This window comes from Isoptericola variabilis (assembly GCF_050311655.1).
Taxonomy (GTDB): domain Bacteria; phylum Actinomycetota; class Actinomycetes; order Actinomycetales; family Cellulomonadaceae; genus Isoptericola; species Isoptericola variabilis.
Genome location: NZ_JBNOZM010000001.1, coordinates 280,917 through 299,259, shown reverse-complemented (window position 1 = coordinate 299,259; position 18,343 = coordinate 280,917). Strand labels below are relative to the sequence as shown.

Annotated in this window: 17 protein-coding genes; 10 read left to right on the top strand and 7 right to left on the bottom strand. The window is 74.5% G+C overall.

The window, feature by feature from the left end; genetic code table 11:
- The first annotated feature begins 17 nt into the window (after positions 1-17).
- Positions 18-1,586 (top strand): aminopeptidase P family protein, encoded by a 1,569-nt coding sequence (locus ACQP60_RS01400; protein WP_429728041.1) that lies wholly within the window; start codon positions 18-20, stop codon positions 1,584-1,586.
- A gap of 171 nt (positions 1,587-1,757) precedes the next feature.
- The gene (locus tag ACQP60_RS01395; protein ID WP_429728040.1) at positions 1,758-2,702 is read left to right on the top strand and encodes a type IV toxin-antitoxin system AbiEi family antitoxin domain-containing protein; all 945 of its coding nucleotides are present in this window, start codon (positions 1,758-1,760) and stop codon (positions 2,700-2,702) included.
- Between the two features lie 84 nt (positions 2,703-2,786).
- Here ACQP60_RS01395 and ACQP60_RS01390 read toward each other — a convergent pair whose 3' ends face one another.
- The gene (locus tag ACQP60_RS01390; protein ID WP_429728039.1) at positions 2,787-3,587 is read right to left on the bottom strand and encodes a YflT domain-containing protein; all 801 of its coding nucleotides are present in this window, start codon (positions 3,585-3,587) and stop codon (positions 2,787-2,789) included.
- A gap of 101 nt (positions 3,588-3,688) precedes the next feature.
- Between ACQP60_RS01390 and ACQP60_RS01385 the strand changes: the two genes are divergently transcribed.
- Positions 3,689-4,960 carry a magnesium transporter MgtE N-terminal domain-containing protein gene (locus tag ACQP60_RS01385; protein WP_429728038.1) on the top strand — a complete coding sequence of 424 codons (1,272 nt, stop codon included), beginning with the start codon at positions 3,689-3,691 and terminating at the stop codon, positions 4,958-4,960.
- Positions 4,953-5,456 (top strand): DUF1003 domain-containing protein, encoded by a 504-nt coding sequence (locus ACQP60_RS01380; RefSeq protein WP_429728037.1) that lies wholly within the window; start codon positions 4,953-4,955, stop codon positions 5,454-5,456. Before ACQP60_RS01385 ends, ACQP60_RS01380 begins: the two co-directional genes overlap by 8 nt.
- A gap of 19 nt (positions 5,457-5,475) precedes the next feature.
- Here the strand turns inward: ACQP60_RS01380 and ACQP60_RS01375 are convergent, their stop codons facing one another.
- Complete coding sequence (locus tag ACQP60_RS01375; RefSeq protein WP_429728036.1) at positions 5,476-6,273, bottom strand: maleylpyruvate isomerase family mycothiol-dependent enzyme; 798 nt, start codon at positions 6,271-6,273, stop codon at positions 5,476-5,478.
- A 106-nt stretch (positions 6,274-6,379) separates the two neighbouring features.
- Between ACQP60_RS01375 and ACQP60_RS01370 the strand changes: the two genes are divergently transcribed.
- From ACQP60_RS01370 to ACQP60_RS01355, 4 genes are all read left to right on the top strand, one after another.
- Positions 6,380-6,949 (top strand): P-loop nucleotide/nucleoside kinase family protein, encoded by a 570-nt coding sequence (locus ACQP60_RS01370; RefSeq protein WP_429728035.1) that lies wholly within the window; start codon positions 6,380-6,382, stop codon positions 6,947-6,949.
- 46 nt (positions 6,950-6,995) lie between these two features.
- Entirely contained in the window at positions 6,996-8,150 is a 1,155-nt protein-coding gene (locus tag ACQP60_RS01365; protein ID WP_429728034.1) for a P-loop NTPase, read from the top strand.
- Positions 8,151-8,220: 70 nt separating this feature from the next.
- Entirely contained in the window at positions 8,221-9,459 is a 1,239-nt protein-coding gene (galK, locus tag ACQP60_RS01360; RefSeq protein ID WP_429728033.1) for a galactokinase, read from the top strand.
- 111 nt (positions 9,460-9,570) lie between these two features.
- Complete coding sequence (locus ACQP60_RS01355) at positions 9,571-10,884, top strand: alkaline phosphatase (protein WP_429728032.1); 1,314 nt, start codon at positions 9,571-9,573, stop codon at positions 10,882-10,884.
- A gap of 74 nt (positions 10,885-10,958) precedes the next feature.
- Here ACQP60_RS01355 and ACQP60_RS01350 read toward each other — a convergent pair whose 3' ends face one another.
- Both ACQP60_RS01350 and ACQP60_RS01345 read right to left on the bottom strand, forming a co-directional pair.
- On the bottom strand, positions 10,959-11,780 hold the full coding sequence (locus ACQP60_RS01350; protein ID WP_429728031.1) for an exodeoxyribonuclease III: 822 nt from the start codon (positions 11,778-11,780) through the stop codon (positions 10,959-10,961).
- Between the two features lie 69 nt (positions 11,781-11,849).
- Positions 11,850-12,332: a VOC family protein gene (locus ACQP60_RS01345; protein WP_429728030.1), complete on the bottom strand. Its 483-nt coding sequence runs from the start codon at positions 12,330-12,332 to the stop codon at positions 11,850-11,852.
- A 126-nt stretch (positions 12,333-12,458) separates the two neighbouring features.
- On the opposite strand from ACQP60_RS01345, the gene wecB reads away from it, so the two are divergent.
- Complete coding sequence (gene wecB / locus ACQP60_RS01340; protein ID WP_429728029.1) at positions 12,459-13,838, top strand: non-hydrolyzing UDP-N-acetylglucosamine 2-epimerase; 1,380 nt, start codon at positions 12,459-12,461, stop codon at positions 13,836-13,838.
- The gene (locus ACQP60_RS01335) at positions 13,835-15,238 is read left to right on the top strand and encodes a glycosyltransferase family 2 protein (protein ID WP_429728028.1); all 1,404 of its coding nucleotides are present in this window, start codon (positions 13,835-13,837) and stop codon (positions 15,236-15,238) included. Before wecB ends, ACQP60_RS01335 begins: the two co-directional genes overlap by 4 nt.
- A 3-nt stretch (positions 15,239-15,241) precedes the next feature.
- On the opposite strand, the gene ACQP60_RS01330 is transcribed toward ACQP60_RS01335, so the two are convergent.
- From ACQP60_RS01330 to glyA, 3 genes are all read right to left on the bottom strand, one after another.
- Positions 15,242-16,105 carry a polyphosphate kinase 2 family protein gene (locus ACQP60_RS01330; protein ID WP_429728027.1) on the bottom strand — a complete coding sequence of 288 codons (864 nt, stop codon included), beginning with the start codon at positions 16,103-16,105 and terminating at the stop codon, positions 15,242-15,244.
- Positions 16,106-16,191: 86 nt separating this feature from the next.
- Complete coding sequence (locus ACQP60_RS01325) at positions 16,192-17,052, bottom strand: bifunctional 5,10-methylenetetrahydrofolate dehydrogenase/5,10-methenyltetrahydrofolate cyclohydrolase (protein ID WP_429728025.1); 861 nt, start codon at positions 17,050-17,052, stop codon at positions 16,192-16,194.
- A complete protein-coding gene (gene glyA, locus ACQP60_RS01320; RefSeq protein ID WP_429728024.1) occupies positions 17,049-18,332 on the bottom strand; it encodes a serine hydroxymethyltransferase in 1,284 nt (427 codons plus the stop codon). Before glyA ends, ACQP60_RS01325 begins: the two co-directional genes overlap by 4 nt.
- Between the last annotated feature and the right edge of the window lie 11 nt (positions 18,333-18,343).

The window sequence follows — 18,343 nt, the reverse complement described above, 5'->3', positions numbered from 1 at the left end:
GTGGGACACTGGGGAGCATGACCGACACCACCCCCGTCGACGAGACCGCGCCCGCCGCCGCCAGCCCCACGGCAGGCACCGAGGACCGCGGCAGCAACCGTTCCCAGCGCCCCGTCTCGGAGGCGTTCAAGGCGTTCATCACCTCGCAGTGGGGCGAGCGCGCCGACCTCGGCGTCGAGCCCGGCGAGGCCGTGCCGTACACGGCGGAGCGCCGCGCGAAGCTGTCCGCCCGCTTCCCGGGGGCCCGCCTCGTCGTCCCCGCAGGCCCGCTCAAGGTGCGCTCGAACGACACCGACTACCGGTTCCGCCCGCACTCCGCGTTCGCGCACCTCACGGGCCTCGGCACCGACCAGGAGCCCGACGCCGTGCTCGTGCTGCACCCCGTGGCCGACGGCGAGGGCGACCCCGACGGCAACGGCAACGGCACCCACCACCACGCCGTCCTGTACGTGCGCCCGCTCGCGGCGCGCGACACCGAGGAGTTCTACGCGGACTCCCGCTACGGCGAGTTCTGGGTGGGCGCGCGGCCGTCGCTCGACGACGTCACCACGCTCACCGGGATCGAGGCCCGCCACGTCGACGAGCTCCGCGACGCGCTCGCCAAGGACGTCGGCGCGGACGGCGTGCGGGTGCTGGTCGTGACCGGCGCGGACGAGAACGTCGAGACGCTCGTCGAGGCCATCCGCGAGGAGGCCGGCGTCGAGGCGGAGGCCGAGGACGAGCAGCTCGTCGAGGCGACGTCGGAGATCCGCCTGGTCAAGGACGCGCTCGAGCTCGAGCACCTGCGCGAGGCCGTGGCCCGCACCATCGAGGGCTTCGAGCAGGTCGTGCCGGCGCTGCCCAAGGCCGTCGCGCACCGCCGCGGCGAGCGCGTCATCGAGACGACGTTCGACGCCCACGCCCGCCTGGAGGGCAACACCGTCGGCTACGAGACCATCGCCGCCGCCGGCGAGCACGCCACCACGCTGCACTGGATCACCAACGACGGCGTCGTCCGCTCGGGCGAGCTGGTGCTGCTGGACGCCGGCGTCGAGGTCGACTCCCTGTACACCGCCGACATCACGCGCACCCTGCCCGTGGACGGCGAGTTCACCGACGTGCAGCGCCGCATCTACACCGCCGTGCTCGACGCCGCCGACGCCGCGTTCGCCGTCGCGAAGCCGGGCGCGAAGTTCCGCGACATCCACGCCGCCGCGATGGAGGTCATCGCCGAGCGCCTCGAGGAGTGGGGCCTGCTGCCCGACGGCGTCACCGCCGAGGTGTCCCTCTCCCCCGAGGGCCAGCAGCACCGCCGGTGGATGGTGCACGGCACCAGCCACCACCTCGGCCTGGACGTGCACGACTGCGCGCAGGCGCGCCGCGAGCTGTACCTCGACGGCGTCCTGGAGCCCGGCATGGTGTTCACCATCGAGCCGGGGCTGTACTTCAAGGCCGACGACCTCGCCGTGCCCGAGGAGTACCGCGGCATCGGTGTGCGCATCGAGGACGACGTGCTGGTCACCGCCGACGGCAACGAGAACCTGTCCGCCGCCCTCCCCCGTCGCCCCGAGGACGTCGAGGCCTGGATGGCGCGCCTGCGGGGCTGATCTGGTCCCTGAGTTCGGTCATCCGGTGCGAGGTCGGTCGGGATCCCGACCGACCTCGTACCGGATGGCCGAACTCGTTCCCGCGGGGTGGAGCCTGCCCCCAGGAGGGCCTCGTCCCCAGGTCGGTCCTCGACGGCTCCGGCCCTGGGCGGCCGGCGCCATGCTTCCGGCATGGTCGAACCAGGCGAGGTCATCCTGTCCCGCGAGCTCTCGCGACCCGGGCTGAGCCGTGCGCTCGCCGCCGGCGACGTGGAGCGCCTGCGGTACGGCGCGTACCGCGTGCCCCAGCCCGAGGCGCGGCCCCGGGCCGCAGAGCGGTCCCGCGCGCTCGCGACGGCGGTCGCCGTGCACCGGCAGCTCAGAGCGGCGCACGTGCTCAGCCACGAGACGGCCGCCCTCTGCTGGGGGCTCACTCTCTGGCGGACCCCCACCCGCACCCACGTCGTCCAGTCGTACCGCGCCTCGGGGCACGCGTCCCGCGACATCGCCCGTCACGTCGCGCCGCTCCCTGCTGCCCACGTCATGACCCGGGACGGGCTCCCGGTGACGACGCTCGCACGCACCGTCGTCGACTGTGCGCTGACGATGCACCCCTTGGAGTCGCTGGTCCTCGCCGACTCGGCACGGCGCCGAGGGCTCGACCTCGACGAGGCCCGCGCCGTCCTCGCACCACTGCCCGCGCGCAAGGGCCGCGCGCGGGCGGCGTGGACGATCGAGCACGCCGAGACCGGCGTCGACTCCGCATGGGAGACCTGGCTGCGGTACGTCTGCCTCCGCGCCGGGATGCCGCGGCCGGTGACCCAGGCCCCGATCCCCACGCGCATCGGGGTGACCCACTGCGACCTCGGTTGGCCCGAGTGGAAGGTGTTCGCGGAGTTCGACGGCCGGGTGAAGTACCGCGACGGCATCCTGCGCGACGACCACGACGGTTCCACCGAGCTGCTGCGCGAGAAGGCGAGGTACGAGGCGATCCGGGAGGCGGGGTACGACCCCGTCCGCGTGCTGGCGACGCGCGGCCGCGGGCTGGCCGAGGTGGTGTCACGGATCGCCGCGCGGTTCCCGCCCGAGGTGCGCGCGTCGTTCCGGGTCAACCCGCTCCTGCCGCCCCCGCCGTGAGGTCGGTCATCCGGTGCAAAGGCGGTCCGCATCCCGACCGACTTCGTACCGGACGACCGACCTCAGCAGGTGAGGGCTACCGCGTCAGGGCTGCGGCGGGCGGTACGGGTCGTCGTGCTCCGGCGCCTTCGGCTGCTCCGGGTCCCCTTCCTGCGGCTGCCGCGGCTCCGGCTGCTGCGGCGCCTGCGGCGGGGTCGGCTCCGTCGGCTGGGCCGGGGGCTGCGAGGTCTGGGCCGGCTGCTCCGGCCGCATGGCGCCGTACCGCGGGGCGCCACTGGGGGTGGTCCAGCGCGGGTCGGGCGGGCGCGGGGCGGCGGGGGCCGCGGGGGTGGCCGGCGCGCCGACGGAGGGCGAGCCCACGGGCGGGGTGGCGGCGGCCGCGCCACGACGCGCCTTGCCGAGACCGCCAGGAGACTCCCGCAGCATGGACCGGGCCTCGCCCGCCTGCTCCGCGGCGCAGAGGATGGCGTAGGTGGTCGCGACGATCTGCGACGACGACGTGAAGTCGCGACGCCCGCCCGTCAGCGCGTAGGACAGCACCGAGAACAGCAGGCCGAAGCCGGCACCGAGGCCGATGCCGACGAGCAGCACACCGCCCATGCCCGCACCGCCGAAGAGGCTGAGCAGCAGGCCGACGAAGAACCCGAACCACGCACCCGACAGGGCGCCCGCGAGCGCCACCCGGCCGTAGGACAGCCGACCGGTGACCCGCTCGACCATGCGCAGGTCGGTGCCGACGATGGTGACGTGCTCGACGGCGAACTTGTGGTCCGACAGGTAGTCGACGGCCTGCTGGGCCTCGAGGTACGTGTCGTACGCGGCGACCTCGTCGCCCGCCGGGAGGGTCGGGACGCGGGGCACGGCGTTCGGGCGGCTGAAGCTCATTCGCCCAGTCTGGCCCAGCCGCGGCCCTGACACCACCAGGCCACGCGCCCGCCACGGCTCCTACCAGGACCGACGGGGCCGCCCCGCGTAGGCTGACCGACGTGAGCGCGGCAACCAGGGTCTTCGTGGCACGGCTCGCCGGCACCCAGGTCTTCGACCCGATCGGTGACGAGGTGGGGCGCGTGCGCGACGCCGTCGTGCTGATCCGCGCCAAGGGCGCGCCGCGCGCGGTGGGCCTGGTCGTCGAGGTCCCCGGCCGCCGACGCGTCTTCCTCCCGCTGACGCGGGTCACCGCGATCGACGCGGGCCAGGTGATCTCCACGGGCCTGCTCAACATGCGCCGGTTCGAGCAGCGCGCGATGGAGTCGCTGGTGCTGGGCGAGCTGCTCGACCGCACGGTGCGGTTCACCGACGGATCGGGCGAGGCCACGGTCGAGGACCTGTCGATCACCCGCCAGCGCACGGGCGACTGGCTGGTGGACCAGCTCTTCGTGCGCCGCAAGCAGCCCGCGCGCGGCCTGTCGCTGCGCCGGCGCGGGGAGACGCTGGTCGTGCCGGTCGACGCGGTCACCGGGCTGGCCGGCTCCACCGAGGAGCAGGGGGCCACGAAGCTGCTGGAGGCGTACGAGGACCTGCGCCCGGCCGACCTGGCGGACGTGCTGCACGAGCTCGGCGACACCCGCCGCCTGGAGGTGGCCAGCGCGCTGGACGACGAGCGCCTCGCCGACGTCCTGGAGGAGCTCCCCGAGGACGACCAGGTCGCCATCGTCTCCCGCCTGGACTCGGGGCGTGCGGCCGACGTCCTCGAGGCCATGCAGCCGGACGACGCCGCCGACCTGCTGCACGAGCTGCCCGAGGAGCAGGCGGCCCGCCTCCTGGAGCTCATGGAGCCGGAGGAGGCGAAGGACGTGCGCCGCCTGCTGTCCTACGACGAGGACACGGCGGGCGGCCTCATGACCACCGAGCCGGTGATCCTCGGCCCGGAGACGTCGATCGCGACGGCCCTGGCGCAGATCCGCAAGCAGGACCTGCCGCCGGCGCTGGCGTCGATGGTGTTCGTGGTGCGCCCGCCGCTCGAGACGCCCACGGGCCGGCTCCTCGGCGTCGCGCACTTCCAGCGGCTGCTGCGCGAGCCGCCGCACGCGTCGGTGGGGTCGGTTCTCGACACGGACACGGAGTGGCTGACGCCGGACGCCCCGGTGGGCCGGGTGACGCGCCTGCTGGCGGCCTACGACCTGCTGGCGCTGCCCGTCGTCGACGGCGAGCGGCGGCTGCTGGGCGCGGTGTCCGTGGACGACGTCCTGGACCACATCCTCCCGGACGACTGGCGCGAGCACGTCGACGAGAACCTCGAGGAGGTGCCGCGTGGCTGACCGTCTCGACCAGCCGAAGGAGGCCCGCCGCACCCTCATCCCCCGACCGCAGATGGACCAGGACGCGGTGGGCCGTGCCACCGAGGGCATCGCGCGCTTCCTGGGAACGCCGCGCTTCCTCATCTACCTCACCGTGTTCTGCGCGCTGTGGCTGGCGTGGAACTCGTGGGGTCCGGAGGCGCTGCGGTTCGACTCGGCGTCGAACGGGTTCACCGCGCTGACCCTCATGCTGTCGCTGCAGGCGAGCTACGCCGCGCCGCTCATCCTGCTCGCGCAGAACCGGCAGGACGACCGCGACCGGGTGACGGCCGAGCAGGACCGGCAGCGCGCGGAGCGCAACCTCGCCGACACGGAGTACCTGGCCCGCGAGATGGCAGCGCTGCGGATCGCGCTGGGCGAGGTCGCGACGCGCGACTTCGTCCGGTCGGAGATCCGGAACCTGCTCGAGGAGCTGGACGAGAAGGAGTCCGGGCGCGGCCGCGACGCCACCCCCTGAGGCGGGTGGCGCCGCACGGTCACTGCATGGCGCCGACAGCGGCGGCCCGCAGCGCGTCAGCCGCGTCCGCCGCACCGGTCACGCGCAGCTCCTCACGGTCGCCCCGTCCCCACAGCCACAGGTCGAGCCGTGCCGCGGTGCCGGCGACGACGGCGTCCGGCTCGCCGCCGGGACGGATGAGACGACCACCGGGCACGTCGTAGTACCGGCCCGACTCGGGGCCGGTGCCGCGCACCCGCCCGAGCTCCACGTCCCAGCGGTGCGGCACCTCGCCCGGGGCGTCCACGACGACGGCGACGGTGCCGCCGTCGGGGGCGAACGTCGTCCAGGCGGGGTGGCCGCCGAGCAGGACGTCGAGCACCTCGTCGACGCCGTCGGCGGCGATGTCGGGGTCGAGCGCGGTGAGGCCGCGACCACCGGTCTGCTCGGCGTCGACGCGGTGGACGAGCGCCTCGTGCTGCTGCCGCCGGGTCACCCACCCCACGGTGCGGCCGTCGGGGTGCCAGGACCAGCACGGCTCGCGGGGGTCCCGGCCGGCGAGCGCGGCGACGAGCCGCGCCGTGGCCTCGCGCAGGAGCCCGGCGAGCGCGGCGTCGTCCGCGGGCCGCACGAGCGGGACGACGTCGCCGCCCGGCAGCCCGGCCCCCGGCTCGCGCCCGACCACGGACGCCCAGAACGACTGCACCAGTGCGACGTGGTGGGCCAGGTCGGCAGCGGTCCAACCCGGGCACGCGGGCACCTCGGCGCCGGCGGGAGCGTCCTGCACCGCTGTCACGAGCAGGGCCGAGTCGCGAGCCAGCGAGGCCAGGGCGTCCATGCCCGTCAACGTATCCCCGGGCACCTCTGACCGCGCGGCGCGCCGCAGGCCGTTAGTCTCCCCACGGCGCGACCGACGAGGTCCCGACGACGGACGGGAGGTGGGCGTGGCACGACAGGTGGTGCTGGTCAACGGGCTGCCGGGGTCGGGCAAGACGACGCTGGCGGGCCCGCTCGCCGCCCGCCTGGGCGCGCCGTGGCTGGGCAAGGACGCCGTCAAGGAGGCCCTGGCGGACGCCGTCGGACCGGGCGCCGCGCCCCTGGTCGGGACCGAGGTGGTCGGCGTCGCGGCGACGGAGGCCGTGTGGCGCCTGGCCTCGGCGCCGCTGCCGCGGGTCGTCGTCGACGCGTGGTGGTTCCGGCCGCACGACCTGGACCACGCGCTGCGCGGGCTCGCGACGGCGGGCGCGGACGCCGTCGTCGAGGTGTGGTGCGACGTGCCGCCGGACGTCGCGCGCGACCGCTCCGACGCCCGTCGACCGAGCCGGCACCCGGTGCACGCCGACGATCGGGACCCGGCCGCCACGTGGGCGGCCTGGGCGGAGCACGCCGCGCCGCTCGCCCTCGGCCCGGTGGTGCGGCAGGACACGACCGGGCCGGTGGACGTCGGCGCGCTGGCCCTGCGGGTCGCCGCCGCGCTCTCCGGGCGTCCGTCCGGGCGGGCGGTCCGGTCGTGACCCACGACGCAGCGGCCCCGCCGCCCGCCGCACCTAGGATCGAGGCATGACCTCCGGCTCCCCCGACGGCTCCGCACCGCTGACCGACCGCGTCCGCACCGCCCTGGCGTCGGTGGTCGACCCGGAGATCCGCCGCCCCATCACCGACCTGGGCATGGTGCGCTCGGTGGACGTGCACGACGGCGGCCGCGTCACGGTGGGCGTGGACCTCACGGTGGCCGGGTGCCCCATGAAGGGCACGCTGGTGCGCGACGTCACCGCCGCGGTCGAGGCGCTCGACGGCGTGACGGCGGTGGGCGTGGAGCTCGGCGTCATGACCCCGGAGCAGCGGCAGTCCCTGCGCTCGCAGCTGCGCGGCGGGGCCGGCGACCCCGTGATCCCGTTCGCCCAGCCCGGCTCGCTCACCAAGGTGTACGCCATCGCGTCCGGCAAGGGCGGCGTGGGCAAGTCGAGCGTGACGGCGAACCTCGCGGCCGCGATGGCGGCCGACGGGCTGAACGTCGGCGTCGTGGACGCGGACATCTACGGCTTCTCGATCCCCCGCATGCTCGGCGTCGACCGCCAGCCCACCCGCGTGGACTCGATGCTCCTGCCGCCGATCGAGCACGGCGTGAAGGTCGTGTCGATCGGCATGTTCGTGCCGGAGGGGCAGCCGGTCGTGTGGCGCGGGCCGATGCTGCACCGCGCGCTGGAGCAGTTCCTCGCGGACGTGTTCTGGGGCGACCTCGACGTGCTGCTGCTCGACCTGCCGCCCGGTACCGGCGACATCGCCATCTCGGTGGCGCAGCTGCTGCCCGGCAGCGAGATCGTCGTCGTGACGACGCCGCAGGCCGCCGCGGCGGAGGTCGCGGAGCGCGCCGGGTCGATCGCCACGCAGACGTCGCAGGGCGTGGTGGGCGTGGTGGAGAACATGTCGTGGCTGGAGCAGCCGGACGGGTCGCGCCTCGAGGTCTTCGGATCCGGCGGCGGGCAGCGCGTCGCGGACCGGCTGGGCGGCACGCTCGGCACGCCGGTGCCGCTGCTCGGCCAGGTGCCGCTCGACGTCGCCGTCCGTGCGGCGGGCGACGACGGCACGCCCGTCGTGCTGTCGGACCCCGGCTCCGCCGGCGCACGCGTGCTGCGCGACGTCGCCCGCGCGCTGGCCGGCCGGTCCCGCGGCCTCGCGGGCATGCGGCTGAACCTCAGCCCCGTCCAGGGCTGAGGCGCGGTAGCCTCGCCCGGGCGCCCCGCGGCGCCACCCCCGGTTCACCCTGCGAAGGAGCTGTCCTGCCATGAGCACGCCCGAGTGGCTCGAGTCCTGGTCCGACGACGAGGGGGCGCGCCGCGTCCGCGACCTGTTCGCCCAGGTCTTCGGTGACGACGGTGCGCCCGACGGCGTCTGGTCCGCCCCGGGCCGGGTCAACCTCATCGGCGAGCACACCGACTACAACGGCGGTCTCGCGCTGCCGACCGCGCTGCCGCACCGCACGTACGTCGCGCTGCGGCACCGGGACGACGACGTCGTCCGTCTCGGGTCCGCGCAGGCGCCGGGCGAGGTCTGGTCGGCCCGCCTGTCCGACGTCGCGCCGGGCGCCGTGACGGGCTGGGGCGCGTACGTCGCGGGCGTCGCGTGGGCGCTCGGCGAGGCCGGCCACCCGGTGCGCGGCTTCGACGCCGTCGTCGACTCGTGCGTGCCGTTCGGCGCCGGGCTGTCGTCGTCCGCGGCGCTGGAGTGCGCCGTCGCGGTCGCGCTGGACGAGACCGGCGGCCTGGGCCTCGCGGGCGACGACGCGGGCCGGGCGACGCTGGTCACGGCCTGCGTGCGCGCGGAGAACGAGATCGCCGGGGCCCCGACGGGCGGCATGGACCAGGCCGCGTCGCTGCGCGCCACCGCGGGGCACGCGCTGCTCGTCGACTCGCGGCCCGGGCTGTCCGCGCTGGAGTCCGGCACGCCCGTGCCGTTCGACCTGGCGGCCGCGGGCCTCACGCTGCTCGTCGTCGACACCCGCGCGGAGCACGCGCTCGTCGACGGCCAGTACGCCGAGCGGCGCGCCACCTGCGAGCGCGCGGCCGCGCTGCTCGGGGTCGAGACCCTCCGCGACGTCGACCCGGCCCGCCTGGACGAGACGCTCGCCGCGCTCGAGCCGCACGACCCGGACGGCGTCCTGGCACGGCGCGTGCGGCACGTGGTCACCGAGATCGACCGCACCGCGCGGTTCCGCGACCTCGTCGCCGACGGCCGGGTGGACGAGGTCGGGCCGCTGATGGTCGCGTCCCACACCTCGCTGCGGGACGACTACGAGGTCTCCGCCCGCGAGCTCGACCTCGTCGTCGACGCCGCGCTTGCCGCCGGCGCACTCGGTGCGCGCATGACGGGCGGCGGGTTCGGCGGCTCGGCGATCGCGCTGGTGCGCGCGGACGCCGTCGACGCCGTGGCGGCGGCCGTGCAGGACGCGTTCGCGGCCGCCGGGCTGCGGTCGCCGGGATTCCTCCTCGCCCCGCCGTCCGCGCCGGCGGGCCGCACCGCCTGAGCGCACGACCTGCGGCGTCTCCTCCCGGATGCCGGTGACGCGGGCACCTGCCTACGGTGCGAGGGCCCGGCGGCAGCTCCGCCGCCGGGCCCGATCGTTCGAGGAGGAGCGATGCCAGCACGCACCACCCTGCGCCGCGCCGGGGCGGCGGCGCTCACGGCGCTCGTCGCCGCGAGCACGGCCGTCGGCGCCACGGCCGGCGCCGACAGGGACCGAGGCCAGGACGGGCGCCACGACGCCGGGCACGCCGCCGGACACCAGAGGGACCGGGCGCGGAACGTCATCGTGCTCCAGGGCGACGGCATGGGCCTGGCGGCCCGGGAGCTGATCCGCCTCGGGACCGTGGGCAAGGACGGCCACCTCGTGATGGACAGCCTGGACGAGGCCGGCTGGACCGCGACAGACTCCGCCGACCCCGAGGACGCCGTGACCGACTCGGCGGCCGGCGCGACGGCGTTCGCCACGGGGGAGCGCACGTTCAACGGCGCCGTGGGCGTCGACGCGGACGGCAACCCCGTCCCCACGCTGCTCGAGGACGCGCAGCGCGCGGGCAAGGCGACCGGACTCGTGTCGACGGCGCAGGTCACCGACGCCAGCCCGGCCGCGTTCGGCGCGCACGTCACCGACCGGTACGACCAGAGCGAGATCGCGCGGCAGTACCTGGAGGAGTCGAAGCCCGACGTCCTGCTGGGCGGCGGCGAGGACTTCTGGTACCCGGAGGGCGAGCCCGGCGCGTGGCCCGACAACCCGCCGGAGGACCCCGAGGAGCAGAGCAAGGGCACGGAGGGCAACCTCGTCGAGCGGGCCCAGGAGCTCGGCTACACGTACGTGAGCGACGCCGCCGGCCTCGCCGACGCGGACGGCCGGAAGCTGCTCGGCCTGTTCGCGAACGAGGAGATGTTCCAGCAGGCGAACGAGGGCGAGGGCGACGTCTACTCCCCCGAGGTGCCGCTGGTCGACATGGCCGCCAAGGCCCTCGACGTGCTCCAGCGCGACCGCGACGGGTTCTTCCTCTTCCTCGAGGAGGAGGCGATCGACGAGTTCGCGCACCAGAGCAACGCGACGCGCACGATCGAGGCGGGCAGGTCGCTCGACGAGACCGTCGCGCTCGCCCTCGACTTCCAGCAGAGGCACCGGGACACGCTGGTCCTCGTCGTCGGCGACCACGCCACGGGCGGACTCGCGATCGAGAACGTCGACCCCGAGGACGAGTCGGGCGAGGGGCAGACGGCCGAGGACGGGCCGTTCCCCGTCGCCGGGACGGACCTCGAGTTCACCGTCGACTGGACCACCGGCGGGCACACCGGCGAGGCCACGCCGATCACGGCGCAGGGGCCCGGCGCCGAGCTCCTGTCCGGGCCGCAGCTCAACACCGACGTGCACGACGCCGTCCAGCGGGCGATGTTCCCGCGCGGCCACCGCTGACCAGCGGTGTTGTGGGCGGGCGTCTGGCCCTGTTTCGATCCCGAAACAGGGCCAAACGCCCGCTCACAACGTCCTTACAGGTCGTAGGTGGCGACGACGGCGGCGTGGTCGGACCAGCGCTCCTCGTAGGTGGGGGCGCGGTCGACCTCGACCTTGACGGCACGTGGCGCCAGCGCGGCGTTGGCGAGCTGGTAGTCGATGCGCCAGCCGCGGTCGTTGACGTACGACTGCCCGCGCCACGACCACCAGGTGTACGGCCCGGGGCCCTCGCCGCCGTGCGCGCGGCCGAGGTCGGCCCAGCCGAGCTCGTCGAGCCAGCGGTCGACGTACGCGCGCTCCTGCGGCAGGAATCCCGCGCTCCTGAGGTTGCCCTTCCAGTTCGCGATGTCCTCGTTGCGGTGGGCGATGTTGAGGTCGCCCGCCACGACGGCAGGGTGCTCCGCCGCGGCGAGCTCGCCGAGGCGCGCGGTGACCTTGTCGAGGTGCGCGTACTTGGCCGCCATCGTGTGCTCCTGGCCAGGGGCGTTGGAGCCCGAGTGCAGGTAGGCGGAGACGACGGTGAGCAGGCCGCCACCGGGCAGCTCGACGTCGGCCTCGACCCAGCGGCCCGTGTCCACGGGAGGCTCGGGCTCGCCGACCGGGCCGTGGGCCTCGAGGCCCATCCGCACGGCGTGCAGCGGCAGGCGCGACGCGACGGCGACGCCCGCGCGGCCCTTGAGGTCGCTGGGCAGGTGGGCGACGTGCCAGCCCTCGAGGTACTCGTGGACGAGCTCGTCGGGGGCCCGCACCTCCTGGAGCAGGAGGACGTCGGGGGTGCGGGCGGCGATCCAGGCGTCCATGTTGCGGCGGAAGGCGGCACGGATGCCGTTGACGTTGGCGGTGGCGACGGTCAGCACGCCCGACATCCCATCACAGGACGCCGACACCCCGCCGCCACCGACCTGCCCGGCCGGACGTCGGGTGCGTCACTCCCCGCGGTAGGCGGCCTCCAGCGCGGCGACGTCGATCTTGCCCATCTTCAGCATCGCGTTCATGGTGCGGAGGTTGGCCTCCGTCGTGTAGTCGCCGGACAGCTCCTCGAGCTGCTTCGGGATCACCTGCCAGGAGATGCCGAACTTGTCCTTGCACCAGCCGCAGGGCCCGGGCTCGCCGCCGTCGGAGGTGAGCACCTCCCAGTACCGGTCCACCTCCTCCTGCGAGTCCACCCGCAGGTAGAAGCTGAACGCCTCGTTCAGCCGGAACTCCGGGCCGGCGTTCAGGCCCGTCACAGGAAGCCCCGCTACCGTGAACTCGACGACGAACGGTTCGCCGGCCTCCGCCCCCGGCACCCCCTCGGGCGACGTGAGCACCGACTCCACCGACGACCCCGGGATGTGCTCGGCGTAGAAGGCCGCCGCCTCGTGCGCGCAGTTGTTCCCGAACCACAGGTGCGTGCGTGCGGTCACCATGGCCGCTCCCTCCTGACGGGCACCGTCCCTCGCGGCCGGTGCGGGCACCCTTCCGACCGACGAGCGAACCGGAACTCATCGGTGTCGGTCCGCCGTCCCGGCACGCCGCTCGACGAAGGTAGAGACATGCCGCTTCCCGTCAGCCCCGAGATCCTGGTCGTGCTGGGCACCCGCCCGGAGGCGATCAAGCTGTTCCCGCTGATCCAGCGCCTGCAGGACCACCCGCGACTGCGCCCGGTCGTCGTCACGACCGGGCAGCACAAGGAGCTCGTGGACTACGTGCTGCAGGAGGCCGGGTGCGAGGTCGCCGGCGACCTCGGCGTCGGCCGCCCGGGACTGACGCTGAACCAGCTCTCGTCGGCGGTGATCGCCGGGCTCGACGCGTTCGTCACGGACCGGTACGGGCCGCCCCCGGAGCGGATGACCGGGCGCGTCCGCGAGGACCACTACCCCGCGGCCTGCATCGTGCACGGCGACACGTCCAGCGCCGCCGCGGCCGCCGTCGCCGCGTTCCACCTGCGCATCCCCGTGCTCCACGTCGAGGCGGGGCTCCGCACCGGCACGACGCTGTCGCCGTTCCCCGAGGAGCTCAACCGCCAGCTCGTCGCGCGCATCGCCTCCTTCCACGCGGCCCCCACGCGCAGCAACGTGCAGAACCTCGTGCGTGAGGGCGTCGACATCGGCCGCACGTTCGTCACCGGCAACACCGGCATCGACGCGCTGCGCTGGGCGGCCGCGCGCGAGGTGCCGTACGGGCGGCCCGAGCTGGCGTGGCTGGAGGACGACGCGACGTCGCCCGTCGTCACGGTCACCGCGCACCGCCGGGAGAACTGGGGGGAGGGCATCACGAGCATCGCGCGGGCGGTGCACCGGCTGGCCGACGCCCACCCGGACGTCCGGTTCGTCGTGCCGGTGCACCCCAACCCCCGGGTGGCGCAGACGGTGCGTGACGAGCTCGGCGGCGTCGGGACCGTGACGCTCACGGCGCCCATGGAGTACCACACCTTCGCCCGCCTGCTGGCGCGGTCGACCCTGGTGATCACCGACTCCGGCGGCATCCAGGAGGAGGCGCCCGCGCTCGGCGTGCCCGTGCTGGTCGCCCGCACGACGACGGAGCGCTCCGAGGGCGTCGAGGCGGGCACGCTCGAGCTCGTGGGCACGGACGCCGACACGATCGTGGCCGCCGCCACCCGGGTGCTCACCGACCCCGCCGCGCACGCGGCGTTCTCCCGCCAGCCCAACCCCTACGGCGACGGCCACGCCGCCGCGCGCATCGTCGACGCGCTGGAGCACCTGGTCTTCAACTCCCCCGTGCCGCAGACGTCCGGCCCGGGGTTCGTGCGCGCCCAGGTGCTCGAGTGGGCGGGCTTCCGCCGCACGGACGCCGTCGACGGGCCCGAGTTCGTGCGCGAGCCCGGCCCCGTGGACCACGTGCCGCAGGACCTCGAGGGCGTGGTCATCGCCCCGAAGTCGACGGTCGACCCCTACGACGTGGGGCCCGAGTGAGCGCCGTCGCCTCGGCTGCGGCGACCGCCCCGTGGTGGGACCCGTACCGCGGCATGCCGGTGGGCGTGCAGGTGCTCATGTGGTTCCTGCTCGCGCTCACGCTCGTCACCGTCGGGGTGATCGTGTGGCTCGTGGTGCGCGCCTGGTTCGAGCGCCGCCGGCAGCGCCGCGCCGTCGAGCAGGCGCGGGAGGACGACTACCTGTGGGTCTTCGTCGTCCCGGCGCTGAACGAGGAGGTGACGATCGCCGACAGCGTCAGCCGCCTCGTCGCCGTCCAGGCGACGCACAAGGCGATCGTCGTCGTCGACGACGGGTCCGACGACGGCACGCCCGAGGTGCTCGCCCGCCTGCGGGCGGAGGTGCCCGAGCTCCGGGTGCTGCGCCGCGAGCTGCCGAACGCCCGCGTGGGCAAGTCGGCGGGCCTCGACAACGCCTGGGAGTTCATCCACGACGAGGTCCTCACGGGCCGGTACGCCGGCTGGCCGACGACCCGCGTCGTCGTCGGCGTGGTGGACGCCGACGGACGCATCCCGGCCGACGCGCCGCGGGCGCTGGCCGGCGCGTTCACGGACGACCGGGTGGGCGGCGTGCAGGCGCTGGTGCGGATCTACAACCGCCGGCACTACCTCACCTGGGGCCAGGACGTGGAGTTCGGCGTGATGGCGTACGTCTACCAGCTGGGCCGCTCCGCCTGGGGGACGGCGAACATGGGCGGCAACGGGCAGTACGTGCGGCTCGCAGCGCTCGACGACGTCGTCGTCACGGAGAAGCTGCCGCCCGGTGTCGAGCGCGGCCCGTGGCGCGACCGCCTCACCGAGGACCAGGACATCGGCGTGCGGCTGATCCGTGCCGGCTGGCGCGGCCGCCAGACGGTCCTGACCACCGTCGACCAGCAGGGCGTGACGAGCCTGCGCCGCCTGTTCAAGCAGCGGGTGCGCTGGGCGCAGGGGAACTGGCAGGCCTTCTCGCTGCTGCGCGGCGCCCTGCGCACGCCCGTGTCGCTGGGCGCACGGCTCGACCACGTCGCCTACCTGCTCATGCCGCTGCTGCAGCTCCTCATGGGGCTCGGCCTCGTGCTGTCGCTGGCGTTCTGGCTGTTCGGCGACGTCCCGTTCGTCTCCGGCTGGTGGCCGTCGCTGGTGTTCTTCGCGACGCTCACGCTGGTGCCGAGCTTCCTCACCCTGCTGATGACCACCGAGACCGGCCGGCACCCGTTCCTGCGCGCCGTGTTCGGGCTCGTCCCGTACATGCTCTACACCTGGCTGCTGTGGCCGGTCGTCACCGTGGCGCTGGTCCGCGAGCTCGCCGGGCGGCGCACGTGGACCAAGACCGACCGCGAGCCGCTCGACGCCAACCTGCCCGACGACGAGCCCGCGGCCGGGCCCGCTGCGACCGGCTGAGCGTCACGACGCCGCGAGGCGCGACTTCTCCTTCTCGACGTCGAACGTGGCGGCGGGCCACTGCGGGTCGATGTCCTCGAGCGCGTCCAGCAGCAGCGCCTGCACGGCGAGCCGGGCGTACCACTTGGCGTTCGCGGGGACGACGTACCAGGGCGCGTGGTCGGTGGAGGTGCGCTCGAAGACGGTCTGGAAGGCGTCCATGTAGGCCGGCCAGAGCAGTCGCTCGTCGACGTCACCGGGGTTGTACTTCCAGTGCTTGTCGGGGCGCTCGAGACGCTCGCCCAGCCGCGCCTTCTGCTCCTCGGGCGAGATGTGCAGCATCACCTTGACGATCCGCGTGCCGCGCGCGACCAGCTCGGACTCGAACGCGTTGATCGCGCCGTACCGCCGCTCGATCTCCTGGGGCGGGGCGAGCTCGCGCACCTTGCCGATGAGCACGTCCTCGTAGTGGGAGCGGTCGAAGACGCCGATGTAGCCGGCCTCGGGGACCTCCTTCTCGACGCGCCACAGGAAGTCGTGCGCCAGCTCCTGCGGCGTCGGCTTCTTGAACGCCACGAGGTGCACGCCCTGCGGGTCCGTCGCCCCGATGACGTGCCGCACGATGCCGCCCTTGCCCGCGGAGTCCATCGCCTGCAGCACGAGCAGCACCGCCGGCGCGGACGGGTCCTCGCGGCTCTGGGCGTACAGGCGCTCCTGCAGCTCGTCGAGCTCCTGCTCGCCGGCGAGCAGGTCGGCCGCGCCGTCCTTCTTCTTCCCGTCGTACCCGGGCTTCGCGTCCGGGTCCACGTCCGCGAGCCGGAACCCCGGCCCCACCCTCAGCAGCTCGCCCGGCTCGCCCGACCACCCACGCTGGCTTCTCGCGACCATGCGCACATCATGGCGGACGCGGCCGGGCCCGTCGCCCCGGAGGACGACGGGCCCGGATGTCGGTCGAGACCGTGGCGGCGCAGGATTTACTTCTGCGCCGCGCGCTCCGCGGCCTCGACGGCGTTGCGGAACAGCATCGCGATCGTGGTCGGCCCCACGCCGCCGACGCGCGGCGTGATCGCCCCGGCGACCTCGGCGCACGACTCGTCCACGTCGGGCAGCAGCTTGCGTCCCTCGTACCGGACGCCCCCGCCGACGACGGTCACGCCCGGCGAGAGGTGCTCAGGCTGCAGGATGCCGGGCACCCCGGCGGCCGCGATGACGATGTCGGCGCGCCGGGTGTACTCCGGCCAGTCGGGCACGCCGGTGTGGACCACGGTGACGGCCGCGTTCGCCGTCGGCCGCTTCTGCGACAGCAGCAGGGCGAGGGGCCGCCCGAGCGTCGTGCCGCGGCCGAGGATGCAGACCTCGCGCCCGGCCACCGGGATCTCGTAGTGCGCCAGCAGGGCCTCGATCCCCGCCGGGGTCGCCGGCACGGGGCCGGGCATCCCGAGCGCGAGGCGCCCCATGTTCACCGGGTGCAGGCCGTCGACGTCCTTGTCCGGGTCCAGGGCGAGCATGGCCGCGTCGAAGTCGATCTGCGGGGGCGGCGGGTTCTGGATGAGGACGGAGCCGACGTCGTCGGCGTCGTTCATCTCCCGCACAGCCGCCAGGACGTCCGCCTGGGTGGCGTCCTGCGGCAGGTGGATGTGCGGCGAGGTGAACCCGAGCTCGGTCGCCTTGTCCATCTTCATCCGGATGTACCCGGCGCTCGCCGAGTCGTCCCCGACGAGGATCGTGCCGAGGCCGGGGCGGCGCCCCGCGGCGACGAGCGCGTCGATGCGCGGGGCGAGGTCCGCGAAGACCGCCTCCGCGACCGGCTTGCCCGGCAGCAGGCGGGCCGTCACTGCTGCAGCCCGGGGTAGAGCGGGAAGTCGGCGGTGAGCTTCGCGACGCGGGCCGCGAGCGCGTCGACGTCGGCCGAGGCGCCGTCGCGCAGGGCGACGGCGATGATGTCCGCGACCTCGGTGAACTCGGCGTCGCCGAACCCTCGGGTGGCGAGCGCCGGCGTGCCGATGCGCAGGCCGGAGGTGACGCGCGGCGGGCGCGGGTCGAACGGCACGGCGTTGCGGTTCACGGTGATGCCGGCGTCGTGCAGGAGGTCCTCGGCCTGCTGGCCGTCGAGCGCGGAGTTCCGCAGGTCCACGAGCACCAGGTGCACGTCGGTGCCGCCGGTGAGGACGGAGACGCCCTGCTCGGCGACGTCGGCCTGCGACAGGCGCTCGGCGATGATCTGCGCGCCGCGCAGCGTGCGCTCCTGGCGGTCCTTGAACTCGTCGGTGCCGGCGACCTTGAACGCCACCGCCTTGGCCGCGATCACGTGCATGAGCGGGCCACCCTGCTGGCCGGGGAACACGGCCGAGTTGATCTTCTTGGCGTGCTCCTCCTTGCTCAGGATGAAGCCGGAGCGCGGGCCACCGATGGTCTTGTGCACCGTGGAGGAGACGACGTCGGCGTGCGGCACGGGGCTCGGGTGCAGGCCCGCGGCCACGAGGCCGGCGAAGTGCGCCATGTCCACCCACAGCTTGGCGCCGACCTCGTCCGCGACCTCGCGGAACGCGGCGAAGTCGAGGTGGCGGGGGTAGGCGGACCAGCCGGCGATGATGACGTCGGGACGGTGCTCGAGGGCGCGCTTGCGGACCTCGTCCATCTCGATCCGGTACGACTGCGGGTCGACGCCGTAGGCGCCGACGTCGTAGAGCTTGCCGGAGAAGTTGATCTTCATGCCGTGCGTGAGGTGGCCGCCGTGGGCCAGCTCGAGGCCGAGGATCTTGTCGCCCGCGTTGATGAGGGCGTGCAGCACGGCCGCGTTGGCCTGGGCGCCGGAGTGCGGCTGCACGTTGGCGGCCTCGGCACCGAACAGGTCCTTGGCGCGGGCGATCGCGAGGTTCTCCGCGATGTCGACCTGCTCGCAGCCGCCGTAGTAGCGGCGGCCCGGGTAGCCCTCGGCGTACTTGTTGGTCAGGACGCTGCCCTGCGCCTGCAGGACCGCGCGCGGGACGAAGTTCTCGCTCGCGATCATCTCGAGGGTGTCGCGCTGGCGGGCCAGCTCCCCGTCGAGCACGGCCGCGATCTCGGGGTCGAGCTCGGCCAGGGGCGCGTTGAACGTGGGGTCGGGAGTGCTCATCGGCGTTCTCC

Bases quoted from the DNA above. Each gene is read 5' to 3' on its own strand.
- ACQP60_RS01400 (WP_429728041.1), top strand. From the start codon at position 18: ATGACCGACACCACCCCCGTCGACGAGACCGCGCCCGCCGCCGCCAGC.
- ACQP60_RS01395 (WP_429728040.1), top strand. From the start codon at position 1,758: ATGGTCGAACCAGGCGAGGTCATCCTGTCCCGCGAGCTCTCGCGACCC.
- ACQP60_RS01390 (WP_429728039.1), bottom strand. From the start codon at position 3,587: ATGAGCTTCAGCCGCCCGAACGCCGTGCCCCGCGTCCCGACCCTCCCG.
- ACQP60_RS01375 (WP_429728036.1), bottom strand. From the start codon at position 6,273: ATGGACGCCCTGGCCTCGCTGGCTCGCGACTCGGCCCTGCTCGTGACA.
- ACQP60_RS01365 (WP_429728034.1), top strand. From the start codon at position 6,996: ATGACCTCCGGCTCCCCCGACGGCTCCGCACCGCTGACCGACCGCGTC.
- galK (WP_429728033.1), top strand. From the start codon at position 8,221: ATGAGCACGCCCGAGTGGCTCGAGTCCTGGTCCGACGACGAGGGGGCG.
- ACQP60_RS01355 (WP_429728032.1), top strand. From the start codon at position 9,571: ATGCCAGCACGCACCACCCTGCGCCGCGCCGGGGCGGCGGCGCTCACG.
- ACQP60_RS01345 (WP_429728030.1), bottom strand. From the start codon at position 12,332: ATGGTGACCGCACGCACGCACCTGTGGTTCGGGAACAACTGCGCGCAC.
- wecB (WP_429728029.1), top strand. From the start codon at position 12,459: ATGCCGCTTCCCGTCAGCCCCGAGATCCTGGTCGTGCTGGGCACCCGC.
- ACQP60_RS01330 (WP_429728027.1), bottom strand. From the start codon at position 16,105: ATGGTCGCGAGAAGCCAGCGTGGGTGGTCGGGCGAGCCGGGCGAGCTG.
- glyA (WP_429728024.1), bottom strand. From the start codon at position 18,332: ATGAGCACTCCCGACCCCACGTTCAACGCGCCCCTGGCCGAGCTCGAC.